The sequence below is a fragment of the Halosimplex marinum genome (assembly GCF_051414075.1).
In the GTDB taxonomy this organism is placed as follows: domain Archaea; phylum Halobacteriota; class Halobacteria; order Halobacteriales; family Haloarculaceae; genus Halosimplex; species Halosimplex marinum.
Genome location: NZ_JBLKNY010000005.1, coordinates 171,444 through 184,237 on the forward strand (window position 1 = coordinate 171,444; position 12,794 = coordinate 184,237).

The 12,794-nt window shown below is 70.0% G+C and carries 13 protein-coding genes and 1 tRNA gene; 11 read left to right on the top strand and 3 right to left on the bottom strand.

Annotated elements, in window-relative coordinates:
* Window positions 1–75: 75 nt before the first annotated feature.
* The 4 genes from ACMGFI_RS14180 (at window position 76) to ACMGFI_RS14195 (ending at window position 2,920) form a co-directional block, all read left to right on the top strand.
* The gene (locus ACMGFI_RS14180) at window positions 76–375 is read left to right on the top strand and encodes a DUF5785 family protein (RefSeq protein ID WP_436910470.1); all 300 of its coding nucleotides are present in this window, start codon (window positions 76–78) and stop codon (window positions 373–375) included.
* 120 nt (window positions 376–495) lie between these two features.
* The gene (locus ACMGFI_RS14185) at window positions 496–1,539 is read left to right on the top strand and encodes a DUF7972 family membrane protein (RefSeq protein WP_436910471.1); all 1,044 of its coding nucleotides are present in this window, start codon (window positions 496–498) and stop codon (window positions 1,537–1,539) included.
* Window positions 1,540–1,643: 104 nt separating this feature from the next.
* Complete coding sequence (gene sp36, locus ACMGFI_RS14190) at window positions 1,644–1,838, top strand: Sp36 family protein (protein ID WP_436910472.1); 195 nt, start codon at window positions 1,644–1,646, stop codon at window positions 1,836–1,838.
* Window positions 1,835–2,920, top strand: coding sequence for a DUF7972 family membrane protein (locus ACMGFI_RS14195; protein ID WP_436910473.1), 1,086 nt, complete (start codon window positions 1,835–1,837; stop codon window positions 2,918–2,920). Before sp36 ends, ACMGFI_RS14195 begins: the two co-directional genes overlap by 4 nt.
* Window positions 2,921–3,042: 122 nt before the next feature.
* Here the strand turns inward: ACMGFI_RS14195 and ACMGFI_RS14200 are convergent, their stop codons facing one another.
* Entirely contained in the window at window positions 3,043–3,318 is a 276-nt protein-coding gene (locus tag ACMGFI_RS14200) for a HalOD1 output domain-containing protein (RefSeq protein WP_436910474.1), read from the bottom strand.
* Window positions 3,319–3,442: 124 nt separating this feature from the next.
* Window positions 3,443–3,517: transfer RNA gene (locus ACMGFI_RS14205), tRNA-Glu, on the bottom strand.
* 212 nt (window positions 3,518–3,729) lie between these two features.
* On the opposite strand from ACMGFI_RS14205, the gene ACMGFI_RS14210 reads away from it, so the two are divergent.
* The 6 genes from ACMGFI_RS14210 (at window position 3,730) to ACMGFI_RS14235 (ending at window position 10,663) form a co-directional block, all read left to right on the top strand.
* Window positions 3,730–4,266, top strand: a complete 537-nt coding sequence (locus ACMGFI_RS14210) for a plastocyanin/azurin family copper-binding protein (RefSeq protein ID WP_436910475.1) — start codon at window positions 3,730–3,732, stop codon at window positions 4,264–4,266.
* A gap of 1 nt (window position 4,267) precedes the next feature.
* Window positions 4,268–6,286, top strand: a complete 2,019-nt coding sequence (nosZ, locus tag ACMGFI_RS14215) for a TAT-dependent nitrous-oxide reductase (RefSeq protein WP_436910476.1) — start codon at window positions 4,268–4,270, stop codon at window positions 6,284–6,286.
* A 204-nt stretch (window positions 6,287–6,490) separates the two neighbouring features.
* Window positions 6,491–7,327 (top strand): hypothetical protein, encoded by an 837-nt coding sequence (locus ACMGFI_RS14220; RefSeq protein ID WP_436910477.1) that lies wholly within the window; start codon window positions 6,491–6,493, stop codon window positions 7,325–7,327.
* Between the two features lie 3 nt (window positions 7,328–7,330).
* Entirely contained in the window at window positions 7,331–8,779 is a 1,449-nt protein-coding gene (gene nosD / locus ACMGFI_RS14225; RefSeq protein WP_436910478.1) for a nitrous oxide reductase family maturation protein NosD, read from the top strand.
* On the top strand, window positions 8,763–9,695 hold the full coding sequence (locus tag ACMGFI_RS14230; protein ID WP_436910479.1) for an ABC transporter ATP-binding protein: 933 nt from the start codon (window positions 8,763–8,765) through the stop codon (window positions 9,693–9,695). Before nosD ends, ACMGFI_RS14230 begins: the two co-directional genes overlap by 17 nt.
* A complete protein-coding gene (locus tag ACMGFI_RS14235; RefSeq protein WP_436910480.1) occupies window positions 9,692–10,663 on the top strand; it encodes an ABC transporter permease in 972 nt (323 codons plus the stop codon). Before ACMGFI_RS14230 ends, ACMGFI_RS14235 begins: the two co-directional genes overlap by 4 nt.
* 459 nt (window positions 10,664–11,122) lie before the next feature.
* Here the strand turns inward: ACMGFI_RS14235 and ACMGFI_RS14240 are convergent, their stop codons facing one another.
* Window positions 11,123–11,785, bottom strand: coding sequence for a helix-turn-helix domain-containing protein (locus ACMGFI_RS14240; protein WP_436910481.1), 663 nt, complete (start codon window positions 11,783–11,785; stop codon window positions 11,123–11,125).
* A gap of 172 nt (window positions 11,786–11,957) precedes the next feature.
* Here ACMGFI_RS14240 and ACMGFI_RS14245 point away from each other — a divergent pair, with 172 nt between their 5' ends.
* Window positions 11,958–12,794, top strand: a complete 837-nt coding sequence (locus ACMGFI_RS14245) for a sugar phosphate isomerase/epimerase family protein (RefSeq protein WP_436910482.1) — start codon at window positions 11,958–11,960, stop codon at window positions 12,792–12,794.

A 12,794-nucleotide genomic window follows, 5' to 3' on the forward strand; every position in this document is an offset into this window, starting at 1 on the left:
GTGTCTTCCCGTCGATACGACCCAGGGCGCGCGGAGAGAGAAATCCTTTTGCGTGATTCGTCCACACGTTCGGGTATGGACTGGCCGCACGACCCCGACGGCGACGAGGGGAGCGAGGGGCGCCGCAAGTACGGGCAGGCGGTGCTCGCCAAGAAGATCGACGAGGGCGAGGACTTCCCGCTCACGCAGTCGGAGTTCGTCTCCGAGTTCGGCGACGACCCGATCCGCATCGACTACGAGACGGTCGTCAGCGTCTCGGAGATCTTCGAACACGTCGACCAGGAGGAGTTCGCGGACTTCCCGGACTTCCACAAGGCCGTCGGCGCGGCGCTGCGCGAGGCCGACTACTGGCCCTACCGGCTCGAACACGCGTAAGTCGTCGCCCGGGCCCGGCCGCGCACGCGGTCCGGGTCGGCTCGGCCGACCGACGCTCGTGCCGCGTCATGCGGTGACGCGACCGGTGTCTTTTCCCGACCGCCGCGAGTACCCGGTCGCATGGCAGGGGACGGGGACGCGCCGAGCGACCGCTTGCGCGAGCGGGCCGACCAGAGCCGGTGGAAGCTGTGGGTCCTCCTCGAGGCCGACCGCTGGCTCGTGACGGGGATCCTGGTGGTCCTCGTCTTCCTCGTGTTGGCCGGTGCGGGCTATCTCTACCCGACGGCCGAGAACGCAATCCGGACGAGCGACTCCGTCGACACGCTGTTCCAGGGCTTTCTCACCGCGACGATCACCGGCGTCACGCTCGTGTTGACGCTGAACCAGCTCGTCCTCTCTCAGGAACTGGGCGCCGTGAAGGACCAGCGCGAGCGCATGGAGGGCGCCATGGAGTTCCGCGCGGACGCGGCCGAGGTGATCCAGTCGGCGGTCAGCCCCTCCCGACCCGCCCAGTTCCTCCGCGCGCTCGTCCAGGTGTCGGGCGACCGCGCCGAGGAACTTCGCGAGGCGGTCCCCGAGTCGGACGACGGCGAGGTCGCCTCGGAGATCGCCGACCTGACCGACAGCCTCGTCGAGAACGCCGAGGGGGTCTCGTCGGGACTGGACGACGCCCGGTTCGGCGAGTTCGACGTGATCTCCTCGGCGCTGAACTTCAACTACTCCTGGAAGATCTTCACCGCCCGGCGGATCCGCGAACAGTACGGCGACGAGCTCGACGAGGAGCGCACCGAGGCGCTCGACGCGCTGATCGAGGTGTTGCAGCTGTTCGGCCCCGCGCGCGAGCACTTCAAGACGCTGTACTTCCAGTGGGAGCTGATCAACCTCTCGCGGCAGATCCTCGTGGCGTCGGTGCCGGCGCTGCTGGTGTCGGCGGTCATGATCATCTTCTTCAACGACGCCACGTACAGCGCGACCGTCTTCGGCGTCGAGACGCTGGCGCTCGTCATGGCGGTCGCAGCCACCGTCGCAGTCGTGCCGTTTCTAATCTTGCTCGCGTACGTCATGCGGATCGCGACGGTGACCCAGCACACCCTCTCGATCGGCCCGTTCATCCTCCGTGAGACCGACGACGTGACCGAAGTGGAGTGGAACCGCGACTCCTGACGGGCGGCTCCCGGTTCGCCCGGCCCGGGGCCGGACACCTGACCGACGCCCGAGCGGGAGCTTGCAGGCTCCGGGCTTTTGCCCGGGCCCCACGACGGGACGGTATGGCCGGCGATCCGGACGCCTGGGAGTACGAGACCCTCGAACCGCCCCGAGGCGAGACCAAGAAAGAGGCGACCGACCCGGCGGACGAACTGAACGACCTGGGCGCCGAGGGGTGGGAGCTCGTCGGGACGGTCGACTACGTCGGCGGCGGGACGAAGCTGCTCGTCTTCAAGCGACCGGCCGACCAGTCATGAGCGGCGGGGCGGACTCGGAAGGCGACGGCGCCGAGACGGCCCCCGCCGAATCCGACACCGAGATCGACACCTCGGGCGACACGGACATCTCGACCGCGAACACGATGCGCGAGCGGGCCGACGAGAGCCGGCTCAAGCTGTGGTTGCTGCTGAAGGCCAACCGGCTGCACGTCACGGGCGTGCTCGCAGCGCTGGTCTTCCTCACGTTCGTGGCGGTGGGGAGCAGCGTCGGCGGGTTCGTCGCGACGCTCCAGAGCGGCGACACGAAGGGGGCGCTGTTCTCGACGATGCTCGGGGCGATCATCACGGGGACGACCCTGGTCGTGACGATCAGCCAGCTCGTCATCTCCCAGGAGAACGGGCCGCTGGGCGACCAGCACCAGCGGATGAGCAACACGATGGACTTCCGCGACTACGTGGGGGAGATGTACGACGAGCCCGTCCCGGTCGACCCCTCGGCGTTCCTGCGCGAGCACGTGAACGCGGTCCAGCGCCGGGCGAAGGCGCTCCGGGACGCCGTCGCCGGCAGCGACGACGAGGACCTGCGCAGCGAAGTCGACGAGTTCACCGACAGCGTCACCGGCAACGCCGACGAGGTCCGCGACCAGCTCGACGGGGCGACCTTCGGCACGTTCGACGTGCTGTTCGCCGCGCTGAACTTCAACTACGCCTGGAAGATCTTCCAGGTCGAGCGCATCGGCTCGGACCACGAAGCGGCGATCGACGAGGAGATCGAGGGCCGGCTCGCGGACCTCCGGACGACGCTGACGATGTTCGGCCCGGCCCGCGAGCACGTCAAGACGCTGTACTTCCAGTGGGCGCTCGTCGACCTCTCGCAGTACATCCTCTACGCGTCGGTCCCCGCACTGGTCGTCGCCGGGTCGCTGCTCGCGTTCGTCGGCAGCGGACCGGTTCCGGGGCGGACGCTCGGGGTCGCCAACGTCCTCTGGGTCGTCGGCGCCGGGTTCACCGCCTCGCTCGTGCCGTTCCTGCTGTTCGTCGCCTACATCGTCCGGATCGCGGTCGTCGCCAAACGGACACTCGCCATCGGCCCGCTCATCCTCCGGGGCTCCCAGCGGTAGCGGCTCCCGACGCGCCCCACGGTCCGTCCGGCCGGCCGGTCATACGGATTATTGCAAGACAGTCCGGGATCGACCGCACGACTGCGTGCGGTCGACCCGGGAAACGCTTGCAATAATCCGTATCAGTCGATCCCGTCCGTCACCCGGATGTCGACGCCGCCGTCGCCCCAGATGCTCACGGTCACGTCCGGCAGCCGGATCCGAACCGACACGCCGACGTCGGCGCCGTCCCGGAACAGCGAGTCCAGCGCGTCGGGCTCGACGTGTTCGTAGAGGCGGAACTCATCGCCGTTCACCGACGCGCTCTCGTGGGCGATGACCGCCTCGCGGACGGCCTCGCTCAGGGGCACGTTCTCCTCCTCGGGGTAGTAGGTCCGCCGCTCGGCGTTCGGGTCCATCCGTCGTGGTCACCGGGTGCGCTTGGACGGGCCACCCCATTCCGGTGGTGCTTGATTTCGAAGGCGGGCCTCGAACCGCGGAGAGCCGATGACCGCGCCATCGAAACGCGGGAAAACGGTGGGATGCTCCGTCTGGGATTTGAACCCAGGTCATCGGCTCGAAAGGCCGAAATGATTGGCCGGACTACACCAACGGAGCCCGCGACGACCGCGCGTCGCACTCGGGAGATTGCACTCGGGGTATAAAAACTCGTCTCTCTCCGGTCAGTGTGGTGGTGGCTGTCGCACGCCGGCCGGGCCCCCGGCTATGGGGGATTTATGAGTGGCAGCCGAATCGATTCGCCGTGGTTCCGGGGGGTCGGGAACGCGCTCGACGGTATATGAGTGTGAGGCGACGAGTTGCGGGTGTCGATGACCAGTTCCGATCCAACGCGGCGACGGATACTGCGGCTGACGGGCGCGGCGCTCGCCGGCGGGGCGGTCGCCGGCTGTTCGGCCGCGCCGGGCGAATCGTCCGACGCTGGCGGCGACGGCGGCGACGGCAGCGCCGACGAGGCGACGCCGACGCCCACCGCCGACAGCGGCGGCGACGGCGGGTCCGGCGGCGAGTGGACCCAGGCGAGCACGGTCGAGATGACCGACCAGCTCGCCTACGAGCCCAAGCGGATCCAGGTGTCGGCCGGGACGACGGTGACCTTCGAGAACACCGGCAACATCGGTCACACCGTCACGGCCTACGAGGACGGGATCCCCGACGGCGCGACGTACTTCGCGTCCGGAGGCTTCGAGTCACAGAGCGCCGCCTCCGACGGCTACAGCAACGGCCAGGAGGGGAACGTCCCCGGCGGCGAATCGTACGAACACACGTTCGAGACGACGGGCACGTACGAGTACTACTGCATCCCTCACGAGCTGAACGGGATGGTCGGCTACGTCAAGGTGGTCTAACATGAACGACGCCAGCGACACGGACGACGCCGAGGCACTGGTCGCGGAACACGAACAGCGGATCAACGACCTCCTCCAGAACGTGGAGGACCCGGCGGAACTCGACGACGAGGACGGCGGCTTCTCGATGGAGCTGGCGGGCCTGGAGCTGGACCGCCGGGACTTCATGAAGGCCGGCGCCGCGGCGGGGGTGGCGAGCGCGGCCGGCGCGTTCGCGGGCTGTCAGACGGCGCTGCCCGAGGGCAAGACGCCCGCCGACGGCGGTGACGGCGGCGGCGGGGGCGGCTCGCAGGGCGCGTCCGCGAGCCACGGTCACTTCGTCCCGCCGGGCGAGAAAGACGAGTACTACGGCTTCTGGTCGGGCGGCCACTCCGGGGAGATCCGCGTCATCGGCATCCCGTCGATGCGCGAGCTCCAGCGGATCCCCGTGTTCAACACGGAGGGCGCCCGCGGCTACGGCTACGACGACCAGACCAGCGAGATGCTGGAGCAGGCGGGCGACTACACCTGGGGCGACAACCACCATCCGAACCTCTCCGAGACGGACGGCGACTACGACGGCGAGTACCTCTACGTCAACGACAAGGCCAACGGCCGCATCGCCCGTGTCAACCTCAAGTACTTCGAGACGGACGCCATCGTGGACGTGCCGAACGTCCAGGCCGTCCACGGCACGGCGGTGCTCTCGCCGGACACGAAGTACGTGCTGGGCAACGGCGAGTTCCGGACGCCGCTGCCCAACGACGGCCGCGACGTGAACAACCCCGACGAGTACACGGCGCTGTTCTCCGCAGTCGATCCGGAGTCGATGGAGACGGCCTGGCAGGTCAAGGTCGACGGCAACCTCGACATCGTCGACACCGGCAAGGAGGGTCGGTGGGCCATCGCCTCCTGTTACAACTCCGAGGAGGCGACCGACATCCAGGGGATGACCCGCGACGACCGCGACTACGCGAAGGTCTTCGACATCCCCGCCATCGAGGCGGCCGTCGAGAACGGCGACTACGAGGAGGTCAACGGCGTCCCGGTCGTCGACGGGACCCGCGAGAGCGACCTGAACTCCGGCGACGACCCGATCGTCCGCTACGTCTCGACGCCGAAGTCGCCCCACTGCGTCGAGGTCGGCCCCGACGGCAAGTACGCCTTCATCGCCGGCAAGCTCTCGCCGACGGTGACGATGCTCGACCTCGACCGGATCGACGAGGTCGACGACCCGACCGACGCGGTGGCGGGTCGCCCGAAGGTCGGGCTGGGGCCGCTGCACACGACCTTCGACGGCAACGGCCACGCCTACACGAGCCTGTTCATCGACTCGCAGGTCGCCAAGTGGGACATCGAGGCGGCGGTCGAGGCCGAGAACGGGTCGACCGAACCCGTTCTGGAGAAGCAGGACGTCCACTACAACCCCGGGCACATCCAGGCGCTGGAGGCGATGACGACCGACCCCGACGGGGAGTGGCTCGTCTCGCTGAACAAGCTCTCGAAGGACCGGTTCCTGCCGGTCGGGCCGATCCACCCCGACAACGACCAGCTCATCCACATCGGCGACGGCGAGAAGGAGATGGAGATCGTCGCCGACCACCCGGCCTACCCCGAGCCGCACGACTGCGTGTTCGCCCACCGGGACAAGATCGACCCCGCGACGACCTGGGACAAGGAGGACTACGAGGGCGAGAAGCCGTTCGTCACCGCCGAGAACTCCGGCGTCGAGCGGACCGGCGAGCAGTCGGTCCACGTCAAGGCCTCCTCGAAGCGCTCGGAGTACGGGATGTACGACTTCACCGTCAAGGAGGGCGACGAGGTGCGCATGACGGTGACGAACGTCGAGGGTGTCCGCGACATCATCCACGGCGTCGCCATCCCCGAACACGACGTGAACCTCGCCGTCGCCCCGCAGGACACTCGCGAGGTCACCTTCACCGCCGACGACCCGGGCGTCTACTGGATCTACTGCACGTACTTCTGTAGCGCCCTGCACCTGGAGATGCGCTCGCGGATGATCGTCGAACCGCGCGAGTAACCGGCCGAACAGCGCGAGAAACCGACCGAACCGCCCGCCGACCGCTCCGAGCCGCGCGGGTTTCACCGCCCGGCGGCTTCTTCCGAGGCATCGCTCGCCAACCGACCCGCGACGGACGCCGACCCGTGCCGGAACCACGACGCATCCGGCGTACCGAACCGACGCCGACCCAACAAAACGACCCACGATAACGCGGTGACACCCATGAACTACGAACCACCCGACCTCCGCGAGTTCACCGAGCTGCGGCGCGGTTTGCCCGTCGTCGCAGCGGTCATGCTCGTGATCGCACCGGTCCTGCCGATGTGGCACATCGCGGTCAACGCGGTGCAGTACCCCGATACGACGCTGCACCTGCACCTGCACGCCTACCCGTTCATCGGCGGGGACTACGAGGAGATGGCGGCGCTGAACAAGTACATCGGGTTCTACTACCCGGACCCGGTGATCTGGCCGCCGAACTACGAGCCCCACCCCTACGCGGTCGACGTGCCGGAGTGGTCGCTCGGGCCGCTGGCGTTCGCCGCCGTCGCAGCCGCGGGGCTGTTCGTCGCCTTCGCGCCCGACACCGACCGGCTGAAGAAGGGGCTGACCTACCAGCTGGTCGGCTCGGTAACGGTGTTGACGGTCATGCTGGCGGACATCCAGTACCGGCTCTACCAGGCCGGCCACCACCTCGACCCGGACGCGCCGGTCATGGGCGTCGACGGGTTCACCCCGCCGCTGTGGGGCAGCTACGAGGTGGCGAACATCACCAGCCGCTCGCGGTTCGGCGCGGGCGCCTACCTCACCGGCCTCGCCATCGGCCTGCTCGTCGTGGCCTTCTACTACCGCGACACGCCTGCGACGTTCGGCGACCTGCCCGACCGGGTCGCCGGCCGGATCGAGAGGGGGCGCGAGTGGCTCGACGAGCACACCGTCGGCGACGACGAGTGGGACGACCGCGAGGGCGACGGCGCGTCCGACTCCGGACACGGCGGCCCGGGCGCCAGCGGGAGCCCGAGCGCCGGTGAGGGCACGGGCGCCAGCGGGGGTGACTGAGCCGTGGGACGACCGTCCGCCGACGCGGCGCTGGCCGCCGTCGCCGCCGCCCTGCTGGTCGCGGCCGCCGGGACGGTCGTCGCAGTCCCGACCGACGCGGCGCCCGCGGGCGAGGACATCGCGTTCGACCCGGGCGTGCCCGATACCTACGACTTCGAGGCGACCGACGAGCCCGGCGTGGCCACCGTCGACGGCGAACAGTTCGACGCGCTCCGTCCGGCGCTCGACGCGGCCGAACCGGGCGACACCGTCGAACTCCGGGGCCGGTTCGACCCCGAGGCGACGGTCGTCGTCGAGACCCCGAACGTGACGATCCGCGGCGCGGACGACTCGGCGGACGGGGCGAGCGCGACGACCGCAAGCGACGGCGACCGGACCGGGACCGATGGACGGATGGCGGTCGTCGACGGTCCCGGCGAGGGCGACGCGCTCGCGCTGAACGCCTCGGGGGTCACCCTCGACGGGGTGTGGGTCCGCAACGCCGGCTACGCGACCGAGGACAACGACGCCGCCGTGTGGGTCGACGGCGCGGGCGTCACCGTGCGCGACAGCCGGATCACGGACACGACCTTCGGGATCTGGGTCGACAGCGTCGCAGACGTACGGCTCGTCGACAACACCGTCGTCGGCCGCGACGAGATCGCCTCGCGGAGCGACCGCGGCAACGGCATCCAGCTCTACGAGACGGCCGACGCCTACGTGGCGGACAACCGGATCACCGACGCCCGCGACGGCATCTACTACTCGTGGGCCGACCGCGTGGAGGCGCGCAACAACACGCTGTGGGACCTCCGGTACGGCGTCCACTACATGTACTCCAACGACTGCCGGCTGGTGAACAACACCGCCGTCGGCAACGACGCCGGCTACGCGCTGATGCTCTCGGAGGGCCTGGAAATTCTGCACAACACCGCCGTGAACAACACCGGACAGAGCGGCCACGGCATCCTGCTGAAGAGCATCGACCACACGACCGTCCGGGACAACCACGTCGTCGGCAACGGGAACGGCCTGTTCGTCTACAACTCGCTGGACAACGAGATCGCTCGCAACCTCGTGGCCGGCAACGGCGCGGGCGTCCACCTCTCGGCGGGGAGCGTCCGCGAGTCGGTCCACCACAACACGTTCGTCCGCAACCGCGTGCAGGTGCGGGCCGACGTGGGCGAGCAGGTCGCCTGGAACGAGTCGGCGGGCAACTACTGGGCCGGCGCCGGCGTCCGCGACGTGGACGGCGACGGCGTGGGCGAGACGCGATACCGCCCGGCCGGGATGGTCCAGCACCTCACCGGCGAGCACCCGAAGGCGAGCGTCTTCACCGGCAGTCCCGCCTTCGAGGTCGTCCGCCTCGCCGAGCGGACGCTGCCGGTGGTCGAGGCGCCCGGCATCGTCGACCACCGGCCGCTCGCCGAACCGCCCCACGACTGGAGGGACTACTATGATCGAGACCACTGACGTCACGAAACGGTACGACGGCGTCGACGCCCTTGCGGGCGTCTCGCTGTCCGTCCCCTCGGGCGCATCGCTCGGCCTCGTCGGCACGAACGGCGCGGGCAAGACCACGCTGTTCCGGCTGCTCGTCGGCCACGAGGCCCCCGACGCGGGGACGGTCCGCGTCGCGGGCGTCGACCCGACCGACGGCACCCGCGTCCGCGAGCGGGTCGGCTACCTGCCCGAGGACGCGGGGTTCCAGCCCGCCCTGACCGGCGAGGAGGTGCTGGGGTACTACGCGGACATGCGCGGCGTCGATGCGCCGCACGTCGACACGCTGCTGTCGGTCGTCGGCCTCTCCGACGCGGGCGACCGCCCGGTCGGCGGCTACTCCAACGGGATGAACCGCCGGCTCGGCCTCGCGGTGGCGCTGCTCGGGGATCCCGACGTGCTCCTGCTGGACGAGCCGACCGCCGGGCTGGATCCCGCCGGCGTCGACGCGTTCAACCGCGTCGTCGAGCGCGTGCGGGCGGAGCGGGACGTGACGGTCGTGCTCAGCACGCACGTCCTCAGCGAGGTCGAGGCGCTCTGTGACCGCGTCGCCGTCCTCGACGACGGACGGCTGCGGTCGGTCGGGACCGTCGAGGCGGTGACCCGCGCGGCCGGCGACGAGGTGACCGTCACCGCCGAGTACGGGGATTCCGACGCCGTCGCGGCGGCCACGGAGTCGGTCCGGGCGGCGCTCGGGGACGACGGGGGTGACCTTAACCCGGACATCTCCGCCGGGGAGCAGTCGCTCGAACTCGCGGTCGACCCCGACGCGGCGACCGACGCGCTCGCGGCGGTCGTCGAGACCGACCCCCAGTCCGTCGGTGTCGACGAACCGGACCTGGAGACGGCGGTCCGCGACGCCATCGCGCCCGGAGGTGCGGACCGATGAGCGCCGGCGACCGCGACGACGCCGCGAGGGTGTCCGGGGCCGCGCCGGAGGAGCACCCCGGGGCGGACGAGCGTCCCGGCGAAACGGACGGCCGCTCCGACGAGGCCCGGCCCGACGGCGGATCGACCGCACACGCGACGATGACGACCACGGAATCGCTCTCGGTCGGCCGTGTGCGGCAGGTGCTCGGCGTCGCCCGCCGGGAGTACCGGGTGCTCTCCCGCGCTCGGTGGACCTACGGGCTGGCGGCGCTGTTCGGCGCCTTCTCGCTGGCCGTCGTCGGGCTGGCGGGGACGGCGACCGGCCCGAGCGGCGCCGGCGCGCTGCTGGTGACCCTCGCCGAGCTGTCGGTGTACCTCGTCCCGCTGGCGGCGCTCGCGCTCGGTTACGGCGCCGTCGTGGGCGCCGACGAGCGCGGCACGCTCGAACTGCTGCTGTCCGTGCCGCTCGACCGCACCGAGCTGCTGGTCGGCAAGTACCTCGGCCGCGCCGCGACGCTCGCCGTCGGGATGGCGCTGGGACTCGGTGCCGGCGCGGTGGTCGTCCTCACCCGATTCGGCCCGGCGGTCCTGCCGGCGTACCTGCACTACCTGGTGACCGCCGTGACCGTCGGCACCGCGTTCCTGTCGCTCGGGGTCTGCATCTCGGCGGCGACGACCGAGAAGGCCCGCGCGCTCGGCGGCGCCTTGCTCGCGTGGGCGCTGTTCGTGCTGGTCTACGACCTGGCCGCGCTGGGCGTCGTGGTCGCGCTGGACCCGCCGGGCTGGCTCCTCTCCGCGCTGGTCGTCGGCAACCCCGCCGACGTGCTCAGGTTGGTCGTCCTATCGCTGGTCCCGACCAGCGGCGGCGGCGTCGGGGCGGTGCTGGCGACCACCGCCGTCTCGACGCCCGCGTTGCTGGTCGGTCTGGGCGCCTGGATCGTCGCGCCGCTGGTCGTCGGTGGCCGATTGCTGGCGCGGCGTTCGTGAGAGAGGGCGTTCGGTTCGTGGTGCGAGTGTATCAGTTATTTTTGGTCGGTCCTGTGTGGAAGGAAGTGAGATGAATGTGGTCGCTCTCGACAGCAAGTGTTGAAAGCCCTCGGCGCGCTCGCGGTCGCTGAGCGGGATATCCGCGCTCTCCGCACCGCCCGCGCGGATAGTGCCCGCTCAGACGACTATATAAACGCGAGCGCGCCTCGCCCTTTCAGTCGCCAGGAACCGCAACTCCACAGCACCGCAGACGGCCACATACCTCCCCAGCCGATTCGCTCTCTCGCTTCGCTCGCTCGCTCATCCCTCGCGCGGTGTCGTCGCGCGCATGAAAGCGCGCTCCAGCGCGCGCCGACCGCACCGCACCGTTCACTGCCACAGCCGTCACCTTTACTGAACACTCGTGCAGGCGAGGCGCGCGGGAATACGGAAACGGAGAGGCGAACGCGGCGGAGAGATCTATGCGCGCATCGCGGGCGTACGCTCGTCGACGGGGTCGGTCTCGTCGACGAACTCCTTGACGATCTTCTCCTCGGCGCGGTGGAGCGTCTCGCTGCAGGTCGACTTGGCGATGTCGGCCTCGTCGGCCAGTTCCGTGAGCGTACACTCCCGGGGCGTGTCGTAGTACCCCTCCTCGACGGCCGTCTGGACGAGCCGGAGCTGTTTGGGCGTCAGCAACTGCTCGGTCTCCATCTCCTGACGGACGGCCATGACCTCGAACTCGATGCCGAACTGCCGGAGCTGGTCGCCCAGCGTCGAGAGCCGGTCGCGCGGCGCCGTGACCTCCCACTCGACGCTCCCGTCGACGACCGTGAACGGCAGTTCCAGCGGCGTCCCGGCGTTGCGCACCGGGAGCAGGAGGACCGGGTTCGAGGTCTCGAACTGCACGAGCCCGGTCTCGGCCGTCCGCTGGAGGAAGTCCGTGTTCGTCACCTCGTCGTACTCGTCCATCGCGAGAACGATCTCCTCGATGTCGTCGGCGGCGATCTCCGCTAGCGCTACCCCGCCCTCCTCTTTCGGAAACACGGTCAGGATCTCGAACTGCGCGTCCGGATACTCGCGCGACAACTCGCCGATCCACACCGAGTCCGGCACCGTGATCTCCAGGTTGGCCCGCGGCATATCCGATCCTTACGCGCCGCGAGGACTATCAGTGTTCCCGAACATGTTCGATTCACAGACTGGGTCGGCGGCCGTCGACCGAACGATTTCGGCTGCCCGGTCGCCCGGCGGGCTACCGGAGCGGACTGCCCGCTCCGCCAGCGGTATCGGGCTCCGCGCGGAACCCGTCGGTATGCGACTCGGAGGTCCGGTCTTCGCGGACTACGACACGCCGGCGGAGTGGATCGACGCGCTGGACGACCTCGGCTACCGGGCGGCCTACTGCCCGGTCGAACCGGGCGCGGAGCCCGAGACCGTCCGCGCCTATCGCGAAGCCGCCGCGGAGGCGGACGTGGAGATCGCCGAGCTCGGCGCGTGGGGCGTGAACCCGGTCAGCCCCGACCCCGACGAGCGCGAGGAGGCCGTCGCGGCCTGCGCCCGACACCTCGAACTCGCTGACGCCATCGGCGCGAACTGCGCCGTCAACGTCGCCGGCTCCCGCGGCGACTCGTGGGCGGGCCCGCACCCCGCGAACTTCGACGAGGCGACCTTCGATCTGGTCGTCGACTCGGTGCAGGAGATCATCGACACCGTGGACCCCGATTCGGCCAGCTACACGCTCGAAGCGATGCCGGCGATGGTGCCCGACTCCGTCGGGAGCTACCGCCGACTGCTCGATGCGGTCGACCGCGACGCCTTCGCCGTCCACTTCGACCCCGTCAACCTCGTCGCCTCGCCGCGCCGCTACGCCGACACCACGGGCCTGATCGAGGCGTTCGTCGACGAACTGGGCGAGCGGATCCAGTGTGTCCACCTCAAGGACGTGGCGATGGGCGACGACCCCATCGTCCACCTCTCGGAGGTGCCCCCCGGCGAGGGGAACCTCGACTACCGCGCGCTACTGCGGGCGCTGGACGACCTCGACGACGACCTGCCGGTCATGCTCGAACACCTCGACGGCCCCGAGGAATACGAGCGGGCGGCCGACCACGTCCGGAGCGTGGCCGACGAGGTCGGCGTCTCGGTCTGA